Below are 21,958 nucleotides of genomic sequence, written 5' to 3'. Positions count from 1 at the left end.
TTGCCTTTTATTTCCACGACAGGAGAAGTGAGTGATGCTCCTCCGCATCCTACTGCTTTTATATGTACTAGCATCCACATGGGTAATGCCTGCGACCATTTTTGCCCAAGATCCGTCCGAAGCTGCCACCACGGCCTCCGGGCAGAAACTTCGTGTGGCCGTCGCGCCGATGATGTCCCCCAGCGACACATTTGCGTCCTACTTTCGCCTGCTCCAGTATCTGGGCAGCCAGCTTGGCATGGAACTCGAATTCGTACAGCGGAAGACCCATGCGGAGGTGCGGGAACTGCTGCACAGCAACAGCATCGACATGGCCTTCATCTGCTCCGGGCCTTATGCCCTTGATACTACGGATACCGGGCAGAACCTTCTGGCCATGCCTGTTGTGCAGGGCGAGAGTACATACCAGTCTTACGTCATAGTACATGCCTCAAGCCAGGCCAAAAGCCTGAACGATCTGAGCGACAAGACTTTTGCCTTTACTGATCCCGATTCCAACACCGGCTACCTGAACCCTGTTTTTTTGCTGCGCCAGGCTGGATACGCCCCGGAATCCTTTTTCCGCAGCACCATTTTTACCCACAGCCACGACAACTCCATCCTTGCGGTCGCGCGCGGGCTGGTGGACGCCGCCGCCGTCAACAGTCTTGTGTGGGATTACAGTGAGGCCCGGCGGCCCGAACTAACAGGAAAAACAAAGGTTCTCGTCAAATCCGGCGCCTTTGCCATCCCCCCTGTGGTCACCTCCGCCGGTATGGATGACAGCAGGCGTAACAAGATTCGTGACATTCTGCTGCACATGCACGAAAACCCGCAAGGGCGCGCCATGCTGCAGGAGTTGCGTATTGACCGCTTTGTGGTGCCTGAGGACGCATGGTACGCCAACGTGCGCCATATGGCGGCGCCGTCTTTCAGTGAAGGGCCTGCGCATGGGCAAGCTCTCCCTTAAGGCCACAGTTTTGCTGGCAATGGGGGTGCTGGTCGTTTCCAGCTGTCTCCTGACGGCCTTCATTGCGGCCCAGCGGTATTCCCAGAGCCTCGAACAGGCCCTGACACGCCACGCCCACAACATCACCCAAAGCCTTTCCGGTCCTATTGCGGAAATGGTGCTCATCAACGACATCATCGGCGTCCAGCGACTGCTGGACACACAGTTTGACCGTGACCTGTCGCAAGGCTACGCCCTTCTGCAAGTCCAGGGCCGTGTGTATGCACACACCCTTGACCAGCGTGTGCCAGATGCCCTGCTACCTTCACCAGTAAACACTGAAGAAAAAAACGCCGATCCCTCCTACCGTGAAGTACAGGGAAAAACCGTTCCGGCTGACATTACCGAACGCACAGTGACCTTGCCCAACGGCAAAAGGTATCACGAAATTGAGTGGCCGCTGCTTGACGGACATGCGGGTATTTTGCGCATGGGCTTTTCGCAGCACGATATTGAAATGCGCATCAGCCAGTTGTGGAAGGAAACCGCGGGGCTCACCTTCATAATCCTGCTGCTGGCCCTGATAGCCGGCACGTTCTGGCTGCGCAGGGTGGGCCGTCCTCTCGGCGCGCTGTCCCGGGCTCTGGACTCTGTGGGGCGAGGCAACCTTACCACCCGCGTGACGGTAGCCGGACAAAACGAGGTCGCCGTCATGGCCCGCGCTTTCAACTCGATGAGTGAAAAGCTTGAGGGAACCATGCTCTCAATGGAGTCGCAGGCAGCGGCATTGCAACGCTCCCACCGCCAGTTACGCCTGTGCAACGACATTGTAACGGCCTTTGCAGCGCTTGACGGGCTTGAGATTATGGCCCGCCGTCTGCCGGATTACCTGAGCGACATTGTTCCGGTTCCCTACTGCCTGCTTTTTCTGGAGCATGACCGGAACTGTGTTGTCACAGCCCAGGGGCGCGCGTGTACCCCCCTTTTCGGGCGAGACGACTGGGAAGCAGCCCTGCAACTGCTTGAAGGGCGCGAGAGCATTTTCACTACCTCCGGGTTGAAAGAACCTCTCGCCTCGCCTGATGTGAGCGCCTGTCCCGCCCAGACCGTATTTTGCATCGTGCATGAGCATACCCTGTGCGGGGCACTCATCGCCGGGCATAGCGCCAAGGGTATGGATGAGGCCGACCTTGCGGCTCTGGCCCTTGTGCTGAACCAGATCGCGGGCAGTATCAGCCGTGCCTTGCGCTATGAAAAAGAGTCTCGGGGGCAGCGCCTGCACGACGGTGTGGACAACTTCAATGGCCTGCTGGGACGTTCATCACGCATGCGCGCAATTTTTCAGCGCATCGCCGATGTGGCCTCCAGCGACGCCACGGTGCTCATTACTGGCGAAAGCGGCACAGGTAAAGAACTCGCCGCCAGAGCCATCCACAAGCTTAGCGGGCGGCGGGAAAAGCCCTTTGTGGTCATTAACTGCGCTGCCTACCCTGAAAGCCTGCTCGAGAGCGAACTCTTCGGCTATGAAAAAGGTGCGTTCACCGGAGCACTACGACAAAAACCGGGGCGCTTTGAGCAGGCCGACGGAGGCACTGTCTTTCTGGATGAAATAGGTGAAATATCATCTGTAGCCCAGGTTCGGCTGCTGCGTGTATTGCAGACCCGACAGTTTGAAAGGGTAGGCGGCGAGGAAACGCTTACGGTAAACGTGCGCGTATTGGCCGCCACCAACAGGGATCTGGCCGCTGAAGTGCGCAAGGGCCAATTTCGTGAAGATCTGTACTACCGTCTTGATGTCATTTCATTGGTCATGCCTTCCTTGCGCGACAGACCGGGCGATCTTCCCCTGCTGGCACGGCATTTTCTGGAAAATCTGGCCGAGCGCACGGGTCGGCAGCCCTGCACGCTCAGCCCTGCCGCCATACGGTTGCTCATGGCCTACGACTGGCCAGGTAACGTGCGGGAACTGGAGAACATGCTGGAGCAGTGCGCCACCCTGAGCCGCCACGGAGCCATTACCCCCGCGGATCTGCCGGAACGCATGCGCAACTTCAACACGCCAGCCACTTCAAACCGTCCGTCTTCTATCTCCCACTCCTCCGCCGCGCAGACTCTGGAGGACAAGGAGGCGGCTGCCATTCGTGAAGCTCTGGAGCATTGCGCCTGGAGCCGCAAGGACGCCGCCGCACGTCTCGGCATTGGCCGCACTACCCTCTATTCAAAGATGAAACGCTACGGAATCCGCTCGCCTGAAACAGCCTGATTGAACACCGCCAGACTGCACGTTCCGTTTTTGTTCCACATAAAATGCCTGTAAAATAATGCAGATACACTTAAGCAGGCTTTTCGTGTTCCGATTTGGAACGCGAAAAACCTGCTTTGCGCCATATTTCACGTTCATGCGCCATAAAAATCACTTAACACACTGAAATAACAAACAAGGCCCACTCCTTGCTCTAGAAGCAGAAACTCATTTCTGCGCTGGGGCCAAAGCCTGGCACACATAGCTTCATGTACTACTAACTCACAAGGAATCAAGCATGGACAAGGACAACATGATTGAAGGTTTTGATCGTCGCGAATTTTTGAAAAACGCTATGGCCATAGGCGCTGGTGTAGCCGTGGCCCCGCTGCTTGTTTCGGAAGCCAAGGCAGCAACCGCTGCTGTGGCTGCCGCGCCGGCTGCTGCTCCCGCCGGGGGCAAGCTGACTATGGCGGAAGTATTGCGCGTCGCCCGTGAAAAGCTTTACCCCCGCTGCCGTGTATGTCCTGAATGCAATGGCGTGGCGTGTGCTGGCGAGGTGCCCGGTTTCGGCGGATTTGGCTCCGGCCAGGCGTTCAAGAACAACTATGATGACCTGCAGCGCATCCGGCTGAATATGCGCTGCGTACATGACATTACGCATCCCGACATGGAATTTAAAATTTTTGGCGAAACCCTTTCCATGCCTCTTATGGGTGCCAATACCGGCGGCGTTACCTACAATATGGGCGGCAAGATGACCGAAGAAGCCTATATTGAATCCATTGTCGGCGGCTGTATCGGTGCGGGAACCATCGGCTTTGTGGCCGATGGCATAGGCGACCCCCTCGAAACTTTTCAGCGCCGCATGGTAGTTCTGAAGAACAAATTTGGCGGCAAGGGCGTGGTTATCATCAAACCCCGCACCCAGAGCGAAATCATCAAGCGCATACGCCTTATGGAAGAGGCTGGCGCTCTTGCATTCGGCATTGACATCGACTCTGCGGGCCGAGCCGCACGCGCCCTGCCGGGCCAGACCGTTGAGCCCAAAACCATTGCGCAGATGCGCGAACTGGTCAAAAGCACCAGCCTGCCATTCGTTGCCAAGGGCATCATGACCGTTGACGATGCTGAAAAGGCCGTTGAAGCTGGCGCAAGCGTTCTTGTTGTGTCAAACCACGGCGGCCGTGTGCTGGACTATACCCCCGGCACCTGCGAAGTACTGCCCGCCATTGCCGCAAAATTCAAGGGCAAGGTGCCCATTCTGGTTGACGGAGCCGTGCGCAGGGGTGCAGACGTGCTCAAGTATCTGGCCCTGGGCGCGGACGCGACCCTGATCGGCCGCCCGCTGGTTCGTGCCGCCCACGGCGCCGAAGCACGCGGCGTGGAGCTTGCTATGAACACCATCCGGCAGGATTTGCAGGCCATGATGGCTATGACAGGCACTGCCAGCGTAAAAAATGTTTCAAAGTCCATTATTGTGGGAGCGTAGCATGTGCCGCCTGTACCAGACCGCTCTGCTGCTCCTGGTTGTCGTGCTTACGGCAATACCGGCCAGCGGCACAGAGCGGGGAACCATTCGCTTTGGCGGCGGTGGGCAGGGCACGGTTGTATTTGACGGTCAGCTGCACGCCTCAAAGGGTTTTGAGTGCAGAACCTGCCACGATGCTATCTTCCCCACTGCCCACAAGGCCCAAATTTCTATGGAAGACCACTTCAAGGGTGTGGCCTGTTTTACCTGCCATAACCAGGTTGTGGTTTCGCGCAACTGCGGGTTCTGCCACCGCAAGTTTGAGCCCGCCCCTCTTTCCACCACTTTCAACATGGCTGACAGCCCTGAAGGCAATGTGCCTGCACCTGTTGCCCTCAAGAAGACGCGTCAGGAGCTTCAGTCTCCGCTGACCTACGAAGGCGCTTCCACCGTGGGCAGCAAAATCATGCCCGAAGCCGCCCAACTGTTCACCGCGCATACGGGCGTACCCTTTGGGGAAATGGGCATTGCCGGAGCTGGCGCGGGGCTCAAGGCCGTGGCCGCTGGCAAGGTATCTATGGGCGGTCTGGCCAGTGCCATCACAGATAAAGAGAAAGCTCAGGTCGTAGGCTGGCAGGTCATTGGCTACGACGTCATGGGCGTATTTGTGCATCCCTCAAATCCTGTACGCTCACTGACGATGGAGCAACTGCGCGCCATTTTCAGCGGCAGGGAAACCAGCTGGAAAGCCTTTGGCGGCCCCGATATGCCCATCGTGGTGTACAGCGAAGCCCTGGCCGGAGGTCGCGCCACCGTAAAAGCCTTCCAGGATATGGTTCTTGGCGGGGGTACCTACGGCAAGCTGGTGGAACTTGACGACGCCGTCGACTGTGTTGCCGATGTCGCCAAAGACCCTGCCGGTATTACAGCCTCTTCGCTGTCCTTTGCCATACCCGGCGTGGAGGTGTTGAAAGTCAACGGGGCTGCCCCGGAAAAAGTAGCCGTGCAATCCGGCGCGTACCCGCTCAAGCGCCCCTTGACTCTCATCACGCTGCAACCAACAGGCAATATTCAAGCTTTCTTCGACTTTATGCTGTCGCCCGAAGGTCAGGACATTGTCAGCAAGCACTTTGTGCCGGTGAAGTAAAACAAAGGACAAGCCATGCAACAGTACAATACCATATTGCGGCGCCGTCTTTTGCCAGCCTTGCTGCTGGGGGCGTTGCTGACGGCTGCGGGGGTGTTTTTTGCAGCGCCTCCACATCAGGCGGCCGCAGCCGAAGCTGCTCCGCCCGTGCCCAAACAAAAACTCGTGCGCGGCCACTGGTCTGAAAATCCAGAAATTATGCGTAAAAACCATAAAGAACTGCTTCTGGAAGGCATGACCAATGCCGCACGCGCCACAAACCGCAAAGACGATAACACCATAGAGCGCTGCGTCACCTGCCATATCGTGCGTGACGGCGAAAAGCCCGTCAGCGCGGCTGACCCGCGTCACTTCTGCAACCAGTGCCATGCCAAGGCCGGTGTTTCCATTGACTGCTTCACCTGCCACGCATCCCTGCCAACCACAGATCCCGCTGTCATGTCTCCCGAGGTGCGCAATGCCGATACCGTCAAGGAGCGCCTGCAACAATGGCAGAAGTATACGCAGGAACAGGCGGCCAAAGGAACAGGAAAATGAGTATCACTGGAAACAAAAAAACCGCATGTGCGGAATCCTCATGCATGCAGTCGCGCCGCCGCTTCCTGCTGGGAGCGGGCGCAATCCTGCTCGCGCCGGGTGTGCTGCTTACGGTACGCCCTGCCCTTGCGGATGAAACCGGACGCCAGCGCTGGGGTCTGTTAATTGATACGCGGCGCTGCGTGGGCGACTGCTCTGCCTGTGTGACGGCCTGTTCGACCACGCACGGTCTTGTGAGCAACGGCCGCCCGGCCACAGACCCGCAGTGGATCCGCAAGGTGCAGGTCACTGATCCCGGAACCGGCCATGTGGCCCATATGCCCATCATGTGCCAGCACTGCGGCAATGCCCAATGCGTTGAGGTGTGTCCCACCGGAGCCAGCCTCAAACGTGCGGACGGCATCGTACTGGTGGACAAGCATTTGTGCATCGGTTGCCGCTACTGCGTTATGGCCTGCCCGTTCAAGGCGCGCGGTTTCGCACATGAAGAGGTAGAGAATCCAAGCCCGGTCTCACCGCGCGGCAAAGGCTCAGCCGAAGGATGTACCATGTGCGTACACCGTATCAACAAGGGGCAGCTGCCCGCCTGTGTGGAAGCCTGTGCCCGAAGCGGCCACGAAGCCATACTCTTCGGCGATCTCAACGACCCCACGAGCCTCATTGCCAAACGGGTGGTCGCCTTTGGCGCTGCTGCCCTGCGCGCAGACCTGCGTACTGATCCCAGTGTGCGTTATGTGGGGGTGAACTTATGAAATACGTGACCTACCGCCGCATCCTTTTCTCCCGGCGGGCGCTGATTGGTCTGGGCATCTGCGGTCTTGCCACGCTGGCTGGCCTTCTGGCCACCTGGTATATTGAAAGCAACGGGCACTACGTTACAGGCATGAGCAATGCCGTACCCTGGGGCTTGTCGCTGGCCATGGCCACCTTCTGCATTGTCGCGGCTTCGGGCGCGCTTAACGTGGCCTCCATAGCCTCGGTGTTCGGCAAGGAAGACTACAAGCCGTTTTCACGGCTTTCATGTTTGCTGGCTCTGGCCCTGCTCGCGGGCGGGCTCTTCGCGTTGCTGATCGATCTCGGGCGGCCAGACCAGATATTCACGGCGCTCACCCATTTCAACTTTACCTCGGTATTTGCCGTTAACATACTCATCTATACGGGCTTTTTCATCATCGTGGGCCTGTACGGCCTTGTGATGCTGGCAGCGCCTCAGGGCGGTATTGTCCGTCCCTTTGGCGTGGCAAGCTTCATATGGCGACTGATCATGACTACGGGAACGGGCTCGGTGTTCGGCGTACTGGCAGGACGCGGCGGCATGCATTCCGCCATCATGCCGCCGCTGTTCATCGCCCTTTCGCTTTCTCTGGGTCTGGCCATATTCATCCTCGTTCTGGCGGGCCTTGAATACAGCGGCCAGCGTGAGGCTCGCCTTGACGCGGTCTCGGGGCGCATACGCGGCCTGCTGGCGACCCTTGTGGCGGTGTCCTTCTATATGGTGCTGGCCTTGAATCTCATTGGTATTGCTTCCCCGGCGCAGCGTGGGTACGAAGCCTTTGTGCTCTGCACGGGCGGCGTTTATCCGGTGCTGTTCTGGGGAGGCTATCTGGTGGTGGGAACAGTTCTGCCGCTGATCCTGCTGCTGGCTCCTCCATGCCGTGGCAGCCGCGCCTGCCTGCTGGGCGCGGCCCTCGCCACAGCCGTGGGCGGCATGGCCCTCATGTATGTTCTGACCATCGCGCCGCAGGCCTACCCGGCGGATATATTCCCGGGCATGCTGGTGCAGGGCAATGCGTTGTATGCCGGCCCGGCCTCCTATGTCCCCACCATTGGCGAACTGCTGGTGGGCCTGACGGGGTTCGGTCTTGCGGGCCTTATCGTACTTGTTGCCGCACGGATTATTCCCCTGCTGCCCCAGGCCCCGCAAGAAGATTGAAAACAAACATAGCTCCCTACACAACCACGGCAATTGAGTTGCCGTATAAAGCCGAGGCCCGCGTTTCACGCGGGCCTCGGCTGCAATTGGGGCTATTTCTGAAGTCAGTGTGGACATTTCTATACTGCGGTGAGGCGTGACCGCTGTTCATTATTAAGGCAAAGGCAACCAGTCTGAACGGAGGCAATTGCCCAGCAGCAAATTCCAGAAGTCAGATGTGTTCCAACTTACTGATTTTTATTTTTATGGGAGATTTTCAAAGCTTGCAGACGTTCGGCTTAAGGCGATCGTAGGAAACACCCTGCTTGACCACCGGTTCCATCAGCCACGTGGGACGCTCAACGGTATCAATCCACACCGCTTTGTACAGCAGTTCTTCTTCGACATCTGTGATGCCTTCCACATGGCCTGTCAGATCACAGCATGGCTGGGAGTGCAGAAGAAAGCCAGAATAGATATGGAAACTCTTAGTCTGTGTGCCCGCAATATAACCCTTGTACAATTTGACCAGCGCCATGCATTCTTTTGTCGGAGCAGGGATAAACACAACCTTATGACCATGAAAGTAATTCCAAGGCAGCACTGAGAGGTTATCTCCGAGTTGGGCTGTCACAATGAATTTTTCGGGATCATGACCTCGCGCTTCGCCAAGCATACGCTTAAAGGCAAGGGCTGTACGCATGTCCTGAAAGAAAATGACCTGGGCGAAAGGGTGCTGGTCCATAAGGTGCTGGTTAAGAAAATGGGCTGTCGGTTTGTACTTCCCAATACAAAGAACCCCACGCCCAACAGTGGCAGGGAGACAGAAATCATTTCCATTCAACCGATAGCGCAGGATGGTTCCGATTATCTGACCAGCATTGCCGTAGATGCACCTTTTCTCCATCAACTCAGCGCAAGCCGATCCAGTGGAAGCCCAGGCAGATGAAGAGTGCCAGGCACGTCTTCTATTAGCCGCGATCCAACATTGAATTCAGCAGAATGCCCATCACTGGAAGCTTAGAAAGATTATCAAAGTTCATACTCAGGATGTTAGCCAGAGTCGCCAAGGCGTCCATGTGGGATAAGTTAAAAACAACAGAAATCAGCCTTGTACATATAGTGCCTGTAGTACTGCCATAGTTAAGGCCCCACCTCAGTTCGTTATTTGGTCCAAGCTTGTCAGAAACCGTCATTCTATCATGGCCCTAATTTTCCGTGATATTCAGAAGCGCACGAAGATCGGCATTGCTGTCGGAAGCGAACTGGCAAGATGCCTCCCGCTCAAGAATAGCTTCAAAAACAGCTGCCTTGGTCAGGTCGTCATCCAGGCCATAGATATTGGTGGCATTAGACAGACTGAACGCACTTGTAAAGGCATAAGAAAACGAATCCTTTCCTGCCTGGGCAATGCCGACCTTGGAGTTATGGGACTGCTGGCTGGCGGATCATTCGGCTATGAGGCTTTCCAGTTGCCCTCGTGTATATATTCTCGGTTCAAGGGAGGTTTGATAGCCATGGTAGTATCGGCTAGAAGACACAACCTTTGCCGTAGTATTAGGGGTGATGTGATAAGCGGGCAACAAGGTCATCTGGATTCAATCTTCATTGACAACCTTTTTGTACCTAGTTTCATTTTCGTCCTTTCCAAAGGTGGATCTTTGCAACGTGCATTAGTTACCCCCTATATGTTATCAATGACAATCCGGGAAAATTCCATGAAAGACACAACATCTGCCCAACTGTAGCGGACAGACCTTCCTATTTTTGAGTAGGGAATGCCTTTTCCGTGAAATCTGTGAGCCCTGAGCGTTGACAAGCTCACCTTGTGAGGCAACTTACTTCTCGTTCGTCAAGCCATCTATCCAAGCTCTTTTCTCTGAGCACTGCGTCTTTTTCGTTCATTTCCCTGTTCCTCCACAAAAGTTCTCACGAGTACTCTGAGTGTACGCTATGGGCAATGACGCCGATTTTTTTAAAACGGCGAGGGCGCATGGCTCTGAGAGATTTTTAAACTTAGGCGTTCCGAGCCACACTACAAAAAGCAAAAAATGACTTGGGCAGCATGAATCCAGATATACCTGCCCTCATGTTGCTCACGCCAAATATTTCACGCAGAAAGTGAATGAGACGAAATGGTGGAGATGACTACGAAGAAATTGAGAATAGGTACTACCTGCGAGTCCTGCTCCTCTCAAGAAAGGAAGGGCATACCATCGCGAGGCTTTTACTGATTGTTTCTGTTTTTTAGCAGACGTGTTGGGAAGGGCATTGAAAAAACAAAAAAAGGGTTACCTGAATTACAGATAACCCCTTAAAAAATGGTGGAGAAGAAGGGATTTGAACCCTCGACCCCCGCCTTGCGAAGGCGATGCTCTCCCAGCTGAGCTACTTCCCCACGAATTGAAATATCGCAGGAAGAAACCAATAGGCAATACACGTCCTGCTGTCAAGTGCTTTGCACCTGCGCAGCTTTTCCTTCCTGCCAAGATTCCCAATTATATTTATATAGGCAAAGTCAACCGGCCCCACTGGCCCACTGCCCTGCGCACCAAAACCAGAGATTCTTATCTTCAAAAAGGTTTGAATGCTCTACCACTGCACAAGAGACGACACGCTGCAACACTCCGTGGCTCGTTAAAAAATACCGTTTTCGGCAGAACGACAATTAAAAAAAAGTGCTTCAAAGATAATCCGCCCTAAACACCGTCGGCGGCAATGCCCATCAATTCACATATGCGCCGCACACGGTGCCTATATTCATGCCCCCCACGCAAATGCTCACGCCAGGCCAACCGCAGATCCCTTGCATAGGCCGGCCGCGAGCACACAGTGTCCCAGCGCGGCCAAAAATCTTTGGGAGCGTCAAGCCGCACGGCTTCTGCCAAATCTTCTGGAAACAAATCCAGGCCCGGTGTGGCGTCGCTGAACAGTAATCCACCCGCCGCCCAGACATCAAAATGACGTTGGCTCAGGCTGTGCGGCAAAAGCAGGCTCGTCACGTTGACCACCGCCGCTTGGGCGTAAAGCCCGGGCAGTGCCGAATAATAATCCACAGGGGGCTGGATATTCGCACCGGGCAAAAGCTCACGCCAGCCTGCGTCCCCCACGATGCGCATTGACGGGCGCGCCAATTCCACTGTGGGGACAGAAACAGAACCAACATTAGGGTTCACACTGGGACTCACACCGGGATCAATATTCGTTTCGGCGAACGAAGACGCCCTTTCCTCAAGAATCGTCCGCAACCAGCGAACGCGATTGGCGCAGGCGCACGCCTCGGCCCCCAGCCCGGCGCTGCGTATAGCCGGATCAGGCCAGCTGGCTCTGCCAAGCATCTGCTGCCACCAAAAATAATTGGGGCCCCGTGCTGGCGTCTCGTCACATTCCAGCAATGCCAGCGCTTCAGCCAGCATCCCGTCTGGCACCTTGGCTGCGGCGAAAAAGCGTTCTTTCTCAGGAAAGGCAGATCGGCCCACAAAAAGCGGTTCTGGCGCTGCCAAAAAGTCAGGCGCTGCCTGCCGCCACATATGCGGCGCAACAGCCAGCGGCATGTGATGTGCGTGCCGCGCCCCGGCGGCTACAAGCTCCGGCACAAAGGAAGCGTCTGTGACAAATATATGGGCTTCGCGCCACCACGGCAGCCGCAGTGCCGACAATACATGCCAGGGATTGTCCACCAACCATAGGGCCACGGGTATGCCCATGCCCTGGCAAAGGTGAAAAACACGCCCTTCCGCATCCAGCCCACGCAGGTTTACAGACAACACAAGGCGCGGTTTGCCCTGACGAAGGATGTCACGCCAAACAGCATGCACATCAACATGCGCCTGAAAGGCGTCCGGTACAGCTGAAACCGGATGTAATCCGCAAGAATCCAAGGCCTGCACCAATTCCTGATGCAGCAGCTGTCCGTCATGCCCAGGCAAAAGTACGAAACCGCGCGATTCCCCCCTGCCCTTCCGTGAAGCCAGGCAGGCAGGGCTGTCAACGTTTGCTGCATCCGGCGGGGCCAGTGCAGTGCTGTTTTCTGGCGAATTATCTTTCGTCAGCTCCGGGGCACCCAGTAGGGCCGCATCCACACGGCCCAGAAGCGGCCCCCAGAAATCGGGAGCAAGCCGCATGCCCGGGCCATAAAAAAAACACACGCATTGAGCAGCCAAGGCCACGGCCTCTTCCTGCGACACCTTTTTCCAATGGTCGGGCGGCCCCGCCCCGTCCCTTTCATTCAGCGCGGGCAAGGATTGCAGGGTTGGCTCGTGCTCCAGCCAGTAAACAGCGCGAGCTCCAGCCGCGAGAGAGGTTTGCCACGGGCAGCCGGGGCCAAGGCCCAACACCAGCGCGTCTTCCCCCTCGCCCGCACGCCGCCAGGATTCCTGGCCTTCAGGCAGCGTCAGCTTTCGCCCGAAAAAATCGGGCAGGCTTATACGCTGAGGTCTGGATGCTCTATCTGCATTCAATATATTGCCTGACTACCCTTTGCTATCGTGCTGTCACCACAGTTGCGCTGCCCGCTTTATGGCATGGCAGCATGGCAATACTGTACGAATTGCCAGCGCAACGCGGTACGGATTCTGCTGGAAACTACGTCATTTTTAAAAACATCGTTTTTTTTACGCGGTGATCTGTCCAAAGCGCAGCGATCTCAGGCCGTGTCGCCACGAGACAAATATCCTTGTCGTATTAAGAAAACGAGCCTTTTACGCGCAGTGTATTTCCTTGATACTATGCTGGAACAAATGGAAAAATTATCCATAGACACCTGAAAAGCGCTCGCCTGACACGGTTCAGGCTGTGCTGGCATGCAGCATAGCCAATGCATACCACCACGGGCAAGTACGGCACACGAAAAAACCCCGCCACATTTTCTGTGGCGGGGTCAATACTAAAGGAGTGCCTTGGCTGTATTTCTACGGCTGTTTACTGAATCACGCCGCAAGCTATACGAGCGCCGCCGCCGCCCAGAGGAGCGGGCTGGTCGGAATAATTGTCGCCGCCCGCATGAATAATGACAGAGCGGCCCTTGAGATCCTTAACGGCCAGATTGGGGGCGTTCAGCTGGCCCTTGACTTCACCCTTGGCATCGGCAGTGATGGCGGGCAGATCGCCCTTGTGGCCGTGCTTGACCGGGCCTTCATGCTTGCCAGTTTTATCGGGGTCAAAATGACCGCCAGCTGACAGGCCAGCTACTTTCTTGCCGTCTTTTTCAGCTGGAGCGCACGAGGGATTTTCATGCACGTGAATGCCGTGCTGGCCTTCGCTGATGCCCACAACGTCCATCAGAATATCCAGACCACCCTTGCCATCATCGGTAAACGTAATAAAGCCGATGGCTTCACCCACACCGTCGTCAGTAATCTTATTAACAGGAACCTTGACGCTCTCCGCCTGGGCGGCACCCGCTCCGATCCAGAGGGCGCAGCACACAAAACACAAGGACAGCAGAATTTTTTTCATAAGAAGTCTCCTTTGGTTATGGCGTGCAGCGAGACAACTCACCGACACCTGTGAAACCTTACTAATAAGCTAGCGCATCCACTCTGTCTGGTCAACGCGTCAATTTTTTTCGCGGACTATTGCCCCACGCGCCACTTGGCGAAGCGAATAAAAAAGAGTATGGTTACGTGTTGGTATATATTATGAAGGAATATCGAGACCATTACTTCCTCAAGGCCAAGCGCGAGAATTATCCCGCGCGTTCGGTCTACAAGCTTAAGGAACTGGACGCCAAGTTCCGCCTGTTGCGGCCCGGCCAAAAGATTCTGGACCTGGGGGCAGCCCCTGGCTCATGGTCATTGGGCGCGGCGGAAAAGGTGGGTTCCAAGGGTTTGGTTCTAGCCTGTGACATTCAAAGCACGGAGACGACCTTCCCCCCCCAGGTCACCTTCATGCAAGAGGACGTGTTCGACCGCTCTCCGGCCTTTGAGGCCAAGCTGGAAGAACTCGGCCCCTTTGACCTTGTCATAAGCGACATGGCCCCACGCACAACAGGTACCCGCTTCACCGATCAGGCCCGCTCGCTGGATCTGGCCGTGGAAGCGTTGTCTGTTGCCTGCCTGCATTTGAAGCAGGGCGGGTGCTTTGTGGTGAAAATTTTCATGGGCCCGGACGTTCAGGAATTGCTGGCGCCAATGCGCAAAGCGTTTGCATCGGTCAAGTCCTTCAAACCCAAGAGTTCGCGTCCTGAAAGCAAGGAAACTTTTTTTGTGGGCCTTGGCTTTCGCGACAAGCCGAACCAGACTGACCCAGTGGATGCGCCGCCGGGCCGGTAAAACAATTATTCCCTAAAGGTTTCGGAGGTTTTATGTCTGGTCACAGCAAATGGGCCAATATTCAGCACCGCAAAGGGCGTCAGGATGCCAAACGCGGTAAAATATTCACCAAGGCTGCCAAGGAAATCATCATCGCCGCTAAAACCGGCGGCGATCCTGACAGTAACTCCCGCTTGCGCGCGGCCATTGCCGCAGCCAAAGCGGTGAACCTGCCCAAGGACAAGATTGAGGGCGCCATCCGCAAGGGCACCGGCGAAGACGCTGGCGGCGATCTCACCGAAACCTTCTACGAAGGCTACGGCCCGGGCGGCATTGCCGTCATGGTTGAAGTGGCCACCGACAACAAGAACCGCACCGTGGCTGAAGTACGCCACCTTTTTTCCAAGCATGGCGGCTCCATGGGCGAAAACGGCAGCGTTGGCTGGATGTTTGACCGCAAGGGCGTCATCAGCATTGAAAAAAACGCCTATCCTGAAGACAAGATTATGGAAGCGGCTCTGGAAGCCGGCGCTGACGATGTGATTGATGATGAGGACGAATGGACCATTCACACGGCCATGACAGATTTTACTGCCGTGCGTGACGCTCTGGAAGCCGCCGGCATTGCCATGCAGTCTGCCGAGCTTGCCATGGTACCGCAAAATCTGGTGGCCGTTGACTCTGACATGGGCCAGAAAGTACTGCGCCTTATGGACGCGCTGGACGACAACGATGACGTCCAGAACGTTTACGCCAACGTGGATTTTCCTGACGACATGCCCACCGACTAAAGCTTTTCACGCCTGAAGGGGCGAGGATTTGTTCTCAAGTCCTTGCCCCAGGCGAAGCATTTTCCCGTCGTTACGCAGTTCTTTCAAACTGCAACTGCCATTCGGGCTGAAAAGTCAAACTTGTTCCCACACCCCACCTGGGTTAGACTGTACTCCCTCCTCGGCAGCCGAGGGGGAAAATAAAAATTTATTGCAAAGAACCCGAACGTTTTTCGGCGGAGCAAACTGCTCCGGCAACCATCTTTAAGGCAGGCGTTACATGCAGGCATGGGACTTGGAATTTCGCGAGCTCAGCGTGGGCTATGGAAGTCATGTGGTCCTTCGTGACATCAATGCCACACTGCCCGGCGGCAAGGTTTCGGTTATTCTGGGTGGCTCCGGCTGCGGCAAGTCTACCCTGCTGCGCCATATTATCGGCCTTTCGCGGCCACTTTCCGGCCAGGTGCTGGTTGGCGGGCGCGACCTCTTTGCCCTAGGCAAAAGCGACTTTCGCCGTATCCGCCGCCACATGGGCGTGCTCTTTCAAGACGGCGCCCTGCTCGGCGCCCTGTCACTGGTGCAAAACGTCACCCTGCCTCTGAGCGAACACCTGCGGCTGCCTCCCGACACCATCCGTGAAGCGGGCCTGCGGGTACTGCGCATGGTTGGCCTTGAAGATTTTGCCGATTTTTATCCCAACCAGCTTTCCGGCGGCATGCGCAAACGCGCCGGGCTTGCCCGGGCCATCGTGGCAGAACCGCGTGTGCTCCTGTGCGACGAGCCAACCTCTGGCCTTGACCCCATCACCGCCGCCCGTATGGATGACCTGCTGCTGGCCATGCGCCAGCAATACGCCGACATGAGCGTGGTTGTAGTGAGTCACGATCTGGCAAGTCTGCGGGCCATTGCCGACCATGTACTGGTGCTGGCAGATGGCGAAGCGCTGTTTTCTGGCACTCTGGCCGAACTTGAAGCCAGTGAAAATCCCTACTTGCGCCAGTTTTTGCAGCGCGAGGCCGGAGACGAACGCCGCGACCTGCACCAGCCCATTGATCCGGCCGTGAGTAAAGCCCTTGATTCGTGGCTGGCTTCATAACAGCCCGTATTCATATTGCAGCTAAAGTTTTGCGCCAGCATGCGCAGGCCACTGCAACAAACAGATTTTGCCGTCAGGCAGAAGCGGTCAGCATCTTCGGGGCAAGCCCCTGAACCCTGCCGCCCCAGTTTTCAAGAGGTTGGCGCTGCGGTACCCGAACAGCCCAACCTAGTTCCCCAAGGGGCTTGAAACTTTACGACTGCCTCCATATAGTATCGAAGAAAGACTGTAGCGCCAGCTACGGGGGAGTGATGCAAACCTAATGAGTACTGTACGCGAAACCGCTGTGGGCCTTTTTGTGTTGATTGGCCTGCTCTGCGTTGCCTACCTGACCATCAAGCTCGGCAAGATGGAAGTTTTTTCTGGCACGGGCTACGAGCTCAACGCCAACTTTGACTCTGTCTCGGGCCTGCGCGTCGGCGCTGATGTAGAAATGTCCGGGGTACCCGTTGGCAAGGTCACAGGCATCAGCCTGGATTCAGACCCCCTGCGCAATCAGGCTGTGGTACGGTTACGGCTGAATAAAGACATGCACCTTTCCGATGACAGCATTGCCTCTATTCGCACCAGCGGCCTTATTGGCGACAAGTTTATCAGCATTTCCCGTGGCGGATCTGATCACACACTTGCACCCGGCGACACCATTACGGAAACAGAATCCTCCGTCGATCTGGGCACTCTTATCAGCAAATACGCTTTTGGAGGAGTGAAATAAATGTTCACCCATGCATTTTCACGCCGTATCACCCTCACTTTGTGCGGCCTCCTGTTGGCTTTTATTCTTTTGCCTGCCGCAGCGCAGGCCAATTCTCCAGCCAAGCAGGCTCTGGAAACGGCCACTGACCGCATTTTGAGTTTCATAAAAAATCCCGACTACGTGAACCCTGCCACGCGCGGGCCCATTCGTCAGCAGATCGAAGACGAAGTGCTGCACATCTTCGACTTCGGCGAATTTTCTTCACGCACCGTGGGACCGCGCTGGCGCACCTTCACCCCAGCGCAGAAAAAGGCATTCAGCGATGCCTTCGCCGACCTGCTTATCAATACCTACGTCAACAAAATTGACGGCTATAACGGCGAGCAGGTGATCTATACTGGCGAAGTGGCTTCGGCCAAAGGCGACCGCGTTGAAGTTCGCAGCGTCATCACGATGAAGGATGGCAAAAAAGTACCCGTAGCTTACCGCATGTTGCCCAAAAACGGCAAATGGCTGGTTTACGATGTGCTTATTGAAAATATCAGCCTGGTCAAAAACTACCGCACCCAATTTCAGGACATTCTGAATACGGATTCGCCGGAAAACCTCATTGCCCGAATCAAGTCCAAGGCAATGGAAGTGCGGCAGGAACATGGCAAATAAATATTTACCTTGTCAGGCCCGGGCTTTTGCCCTGAGCCTGCTCCTGTTGGCTGGCGTCATTTGTCTGGATAGCGGCAAATCTTTTGCGGCGCAGGGCGTCAAACAGTCTCCGGCGCCTTCTACGGTTTATGGGGGCGCGCCCATGCTGCCCCCCGGAGCAGTTACCGTAACGCCTTACGGTTCTCTGCGCGAATCGGACGAGCTGGATGATTACGATATCGCGGACCTCGGCAGTATCGCCGACCCCTTAGAACCCTGGAACCGCTTTTGGTTCCACTTCAATGATATTTTTTATCTCTACATCGCCAGACCAGCCTATGATGCATGGGTATTCATCACACCGCACCAAATCCGCGGGGGTTTGAAGAACTTCTTTTCAAACCTGCTCTTTCCCGTGCGTTTTGTGAATAACATCCTTCAGTTCCGCTTTATGGAAGCTGGTGTGGAATTTGGCCGTTTTGTCATAAACACCACCTCCAGCCTTGGCCTCGCCGATGTGGCCAAGGGTAAAAAAGCCATTGTGGCTGTTGATCCCACGGGTGAAGACTTTGGCCAGACCCTTGGACGATGGGGCATAGGCCAGGGGTTTTATCTGGTATGGCCCATCATCGGCCCCAGTTCAGCACGTGACACTGTCGGGCGCGTGGGCGACCTCTTTGCCGATCCGCTCTTTTACCTGCAGCCCTGGGAACTTGGCGCCGGGGTCAGTGGAGGCCTTCGTTTTAACGCCCTTGGCGACGTGCTGCCCCTCTATGAAGACCTGAACAGCGTGGCTCTTGATCCTTATATTGCCATGCGCGAAGCCTATGTGAACTTTCGCAAATCGCAGGTCATGCACTGATTTTTCAGCTTGTAAACTGAGACTGTGAACGTAAAAGGCCGCCTCGCAACGAGGCGGCCTTTTACGTTCACGTGCACCCTGCCGCGCGCTTGTCTAAACTTTTTCTTGCCACAGCCGTTATTATGTATAGCGGGTACGCGCTGCCATCCAACGGCTGCACGCGCATATTCCTGCCGGACAACCGGAAAACAAGAGGAAAAAACTGCCTTAAAAAGTTGCACGCATCTTGCAAAAAGAGAATGTGCCCGGCATATATGCCCATTCAGCCGGACATAAAAATATTTGATGAGAGGCGCCTATGGCCACCAGCATATCCGGCTCCAACGCCATTTCCGGCTTGAGCGGCATGGACACCAACTTTGATGAAGTGCTTGCCAAACTCAAGAAGGTTGAATCCACACAGCTCAACCGGCTGACTGCCTGGAAGTCAGACTGGAATCTGCGCTATGAGGCGTTCGGCTCCATTATTGAACAGGTGCAGATCGCCAGCAGCGTGCTTTCAAATTTGGGCAACAAAAACAGCTTTGTCTCCAAAAACGTTTCCAGCAGCAATGACAATGTTCTGACGGCTGTTGCAAACGCTTCTGCCCAGGACGTGCAGCACACCATCAATGTGCTGCAAATGGCCAACAACGCTGTATGGGCCAACACGGGGCATGTGTTCAGCTCAAAAACTGACGTTATCAACGATTCCGGCGTGGATCAGAATTTTACCTTCACCTATGCCGGAACCACCAAGAGCATCAAAATACCGCCCAAGACCACGCTGGAATCTTTTGCCAGCATGGTCAACAATTCTACAGAAAACCCCGGTATTAAAGTCAGCCTTGTGCAGACGGGGACGGGCTACGTTTTTCAGGTGGCTGGCAAGAGCACCGGAGCGGAAAACGACCTGATTGTCCACAACAGCGGTCTTGTGGGCATGAGTTCGGCTGGCAGCACTTCAGTATGGAAGACCAACAGTGCTCTGGACCTCGGCGCCACACTTTCTGATCCTAAAAAATACGCCTTTGACCTGTTTATGGAAGACGGTTCCAAATTCACCGTTTCCATCACAGGCGACAAGACCAACCAGAACCTTGCGGACCAGATCAACACGCAGACAGGCCGCAACGTAGCTACGTTGGACAGCAGCGGCAACCTGACGCTCTCGGGCGTGTCCGCCATGTACCAGCGCGACACAAGCGTGATCGAGAAATCCGCTACCGCCAGCACCAAGGTCACCGTAGGGTCCGACCCCATAAATACGAAGCTGCAAGCTGATCTGACCATGACCCTGAATTACGATGACGGCGTCACAACAGGCACACGTCAGCTCACGATCAAGGCCGGAACCAACCTCAGAGACGCGCTCATCCAGATGGCCCAGAGCACGGGCATGAAGACGGCTGACCTGAGCATGGACAGTTCGGGCAGGTGGTCGGTCAACCTGAACAATATTACCGGTATCACCTTTGATTCCGGCGCGGATCCGGCTGACACAGCCCTGTTCACCACTACCACCACCGCCAGCACTCTGGGTACCCGCATAGACGATACACTGTCTTCCGCCAGCACCAGCATAAACTTCAAGGGCAGCATGCTTTCAAGCAAGCTGGGCGGCAGCAGCGCAGACGGCACCAAAAATTTTACCTACACAATCGTTGACAAGAGCGGCAACACCCAGACCATAACTTTGGCCAACGACGCAACGTATCAGGATCTTGCAAACGAAATACAGGCAAAAACTGGCGTTGCTCCAACAAGTAGCGGCAGCGACCTGTCATTTTCCCTTGACAATACGCTTCAGTTTTACGTCAGCCAGGGTACGGGCGGCGGGATGGATGGCTTGACCACCAGCACCGCTACCACAACTTCGGCCACAGGGCTGACACCGGGCAACCAGTTGGATGCCACGCAGCCCCCGCTCAAATACACGATTACCCTTAACGACGGCACTCAGATAGCTGTGCCTGACATCGCCAGCGGCTCCAGCATGCAGGATGTGGTCAACAGCATCCAGCAGACCTTGTCGACCAACGCCGCCGCCCAGGCAGCCGGTGCAACGGCCAGCCTTGTGAAGGCCGATGGCACCCCCTGGAGCAGCGCAGCCGACGGTGATGCCTTCCTTTCCATCACAAACGTCCAAAGCGTCAGCGGCCCGGGCATCAAGGGACAGGTCGCCTCATCTTCCAACTGGAATATTCAGCGGTCCACCAACGCGCGCTTTACTGTGGATAACTGGCCCATTGAAATGGAGTCGGCCTCCAACAGCGTCAGTGATGTCATTGAGGGCGTGGTTTTTACCATTCAGGACACGGGACAGGCACGCATCAGTGTAAGTACCGACATTACCTCGGTAGAAACGTCCATTCAGACATTTCTGGATGCCGTGAACTCTGTCCTGCTGACTATTCGCGAATTCACCAAATTTGACGAAGACAAGGAAACAACGACCAACGACCCGGATCACGCCAGTAACTCCAACTACAGCCCGTCGCAGCTTACTGCAGAAAAGGGCGGCCTGCTTCAGGGCAACTATGGCGTACAGCTTTTCAAATCGCGATTTAACAGCCTGCTCGGCAGTTCGCCTCCAGGTTTCAAAAGCCGCACCTCCGCAGACGACCTGCTTTCGGGCGATGTGCTGGCGAACCTGGCCAACTTGGGTATCAAGGTCAACAATAATGAAGCCAGTGACAAATTTGGTCTGCTGGAAATAGCGCCCTCATCCAGTATTGCCGCCTTGCAGCAAATGGATCAGGATAACTATACCAACATGATAACCAACAACCTGGAAGCCGTGGTGGATTTTTTTTGTACCGACGGCACAGGTACCAGCACATCCTCGTCTTTCCGCTACGGCAGCCACGTTGCTGGCATCACCAAGGCCGGAACGTATGACGTAAGCTACACGGTTGACGCCAGCGGCAACATTGAAAAGGTTATGGTAGGCGGCGTCGAAGCCAAGCGAGATCTGAGCCAGGCTGGTTATTACTACAGCGTGGGATCTGGTGATGGCCGAGGCCTGGCCATCCTCATCGACGACCTGAGCGAGGGGGAACACACTGGCCAGGTGCGCATCAAGGAAGGGCTGGTGCAAACAGTCAACAGCTTTCTGAAAAGCGAGCTGGTATTCAATGACGTCAACATTTCTGGGACAGACCCCAGCAAAAATGCCGACGCCATAGCCCTTAAATCGCAGAACGGCGCGCTCATGGTCTTGCGCAATAACTACAAGACCATTATGGATAATATCGACAAAAAGATTACCCAGGAGCAAAACCGCCTGTCCCTCTGGGAGACAAGGCAGAAAAGATATTTCGCCAATCTGGAAACATTGTTGAGCAACTACAGCAGCATGCAAAGCCAGCTGGAGTCGCAGATTGCCAAGATGAATAGCAGCAGTAGCTCTTAACGGGCTTGC

The 21,958-nt window shown here is 55.6% G+C and carries 17 protein-coding genes and 1 tRNA gene; 14 read left to right on the top strand and 4 right to left on the bottom strand.

Annotated features, from left to right (window positions below):
- The first annotated feature begins 34 nt into the window (after positions 1-34).
- The 7 genes from HNQ38_RS06055 (at position 35) to nrfD (ending at position 8,258) form a co-directional block, all read left to right on the top strand.
- Positions 35-949 (top strand): substrate-binding domain-containing protein, encoded by a 915-nt coding sequence (locus HNQ38_RS06055; protein ID WP_183718524.1) that lies wholly within the window; start codon positions 35-37, stop codon positions 947-949.
- Positions 930-3,191, top strand: coding sequence for a sigma 54-interacting transcriptional regulator (locus HNQ38_RS06050; RefSeq protein ID WP_183718523.1), 2,262 nt, complete (start codon positions 930-932; stop codon positions 3,189-3,191). Before HNQ38_RS06055 ends, HNQ38_RS06050 begins: the two co-directional genes overlap by 20 nt.
- Positions 3,192-3,468: 277 nt before the next feature.
- Positions 3,469-4,662, top strand: coding sequence for an alpha-hydroxy-acid oxidizing protein (locus HNQ38_RS06045; protein WP_246388018.1), 1,194 nt, complete (start codon positions 3,469-3,471; stop codon positions 4,660-4,662).
- Position 4,663: 1 nt separating this feature from the next.
- Positions 4,664-5,788, top strand: coding sequence for a substrate-binding domain-containing protein (locus HNQ38_RS06040; RefSeq protein WP_183718522.1), 1,125 nt, complete (start codon positions 4,664-4,666; stop codon positions 5,786-5,788).
- A 15-nt stretch (positions 5,789-5,803) separates the two neighbouring features.
- Positions 5,804-6,325 carry a hypothetical protein gene (locus HNQ38_RS06035; RefSeq protein WP_183718521.1) on the top strand — a complete coding sequence of 174 codons (522 nt, stop codon included), beginning with the start codon at positions 5,804-5,806 and terminating at the stop codon, positions 6,323-6,325.
- Positions 6,322-7,077, top strand: a complete 756-nt coding sequence (gene dsrO, locus HNQ38_RS06030) for a sulfate reduction electron transfer complex DsrMKJOP subunit DsrO (RefSeq protein WP_221277833.1) — start codon at positions 6,322-6,324, stop codon at positions 7,075-7,077. The genes HNQ38_RS06035 and dsrO overlap by 4 nt, the downstream gene beginning before the upstream one ends.
- Complete coding sequence (gene nrfD / locus HNQ38_RS06025; protein WP_183718520.1) at positions 7,074-8,258, top strand: NrfD/PsrC family molybdoenzyme membrane anchor subunit; 1,185 nt, start codon at positions 7,074-7,076, stop codon at positions 8,256-8,258. The genes dsrO and nrfD overlap by 4 nt, the downstream gene beginning before the upstream one ends.
- 256 nt (positions 8,259-8,514) lie before the next feature.
- Here the strand turns inward: nrfD and HNQ38_RS06020 are convergent, their stop codons facing one another.
- The 4 genes from HNQ38_RS06020 to sodC form a co-directional block, all read right to left on the bottom strand.
- Positions 8,515-8,982 (bottom strand): hypothetical protein, encoded by a 468-nt coding sequence (locus HNQ38_RS06020; RefSeq protein WP_183718519.1) that lies wholly within the window; start codon positions 8,980-8,982, stop codon positions 8,515-8,517.
- 1,577 nt (positions 8,983-10,559) lie between these two features.
- Positions 10,560-10,635: transfer RNA gene (locus HNQ38_RS06015), tRNA-Ala, on the bottom strand.
- A gap of 301 nt (positions 10,636-10,936) precedes the next feature.
- Entirely contained in the window at positions 10,937-12,697 is a 1,761-nt protein-coding gene (locus HNQ38_RS14170; RefSeq protein WP_246388017.1) for a glycosyltransferase family protein, read from the bottom strand.
- 460 nt (positions 12,698-13,157) lie between these two features.
- Positions 13,158-13,694 (bottom strand): superoxide dismutase family protein, encoded by a 537-nt coding sequence (gene sodC, locus HNQ38_RS06005; RefSeq protein WP_183718518.1) that lies wholly within the window; start codon positions 13,692-13,694, stop codon positions 13,158-13,160.
- Between the two features lie 182 nt (positions 13,695-13,876).
- Between sodC and HNQ38_RS06000 the strand changes: the two genes are divergently transcribed.
- The 7 genes from HNQ38_RS06000 to fliD all read left to right on the top strand — a co-directional run bounded on the left by HNQ38_RS06000 (position 13,877) and on the right by fliD (position 21,949).
- Entirely contained in the window at positions 13,877-14,509 is a 633-nt protein-coding gene (locus tag HNQ38_RS06000; RefSeq protein ID WP_183718517.1) for an RlmE family RNA methyltransferase, read from the top strand.
- 32 nt (positions 14,510-14,541) lie between these two features.
- The gene (locus HNQ38_RS05995) at positions 14,542-15,279 is read left to right on the top strand and encodes a YebC/PmpR family DNA-binding transcriptional regulator (protein ID WP_183718516.1); all 738 of its coding nucleotides are present in this window, start codon (positions 14,542-14,544) and stop codon (positions 15,277-15,279) included.
- A 259-nt stretch (positions 15,280-15,538) separates the two neighbouring features.
- Positions 15,539-16,354 (top strand): ABC transporter ATP-binding protein, encoded by an 816-nt coding sequence (locus HNQ38_RS05990; RefSeq protein ID WP_183718515.1) that lies wholly within the window; start codon positions 15,539-15,541, stop codon positions 16,352-16,354.
- 262 nt (positions 16,355-16,616) lie between these two features.
- Positions 16,617-17,069, top strand: a complete 453-nt coding sequence (gene mlaD, locus HNQ38_RS05985) for an outer membrane lipid asymmetry maintenance protein MlaD (RefSeq protein ID WP_183718514.1) — start codon at positions 16,617-16,619, stop codon at positions 17,067-17,069.
- On the top strand, positions 17,070-17,714 hold the full coding sequence (locus HNQ38_RS05980) for an MlaC/ttg2D family ABC transporter substrate-binding protein (protein WP_183718513.1): 645 nt from the start codon (positions 17,070-17,072) through the stop codon (positions 17,712-17,714).
- Positions 17,704-18,555 carry an MlaA family lipoprotein gene (locus tag HNQ38_RS05975; RefSeq protein ID WP_183718512.1) on the top strand — a complete coding sequence of 284 codons (852 nt, stop codon included), beginning with the start codon at positions 17,704-17,706 and terminating at the stop codon, positions 18,553-18,555. Before HNQ38_RS05980 ends, HNQ38_RS05975 begins: the two co-directional genes overlap by 11 nt.
- Before the next feature lie 298 nt (positions 18,556-18,853).
- Positions 18,854-21,949: a flagellar filament capping protein FliD gene (gene fliD, locus HNQ38_RS05970; protein WP_183718511.1), complete on the top strand. Its 3,096-nt coding sequence runs from the start codon at positions 18,854-18,856 to the stop codon at positions 21,947-21,949.
- Positions 21,950-21,958: the final 9 nt, after the last annotated feature.

It is taken from the genome of Desulfovibrio intestinalis (assembly GCF_014202345.1).
Lineage (GTDB): Bacteria > Desulfobacterota > Desulfovibrionia > Desulfovibrionales > Desulfovibrionaceae > Desulfovibrio > Desulfovibrio intestinalis.
This window is presented reverse-complemented; position numbering and strand designations above follow the sequence as displayed.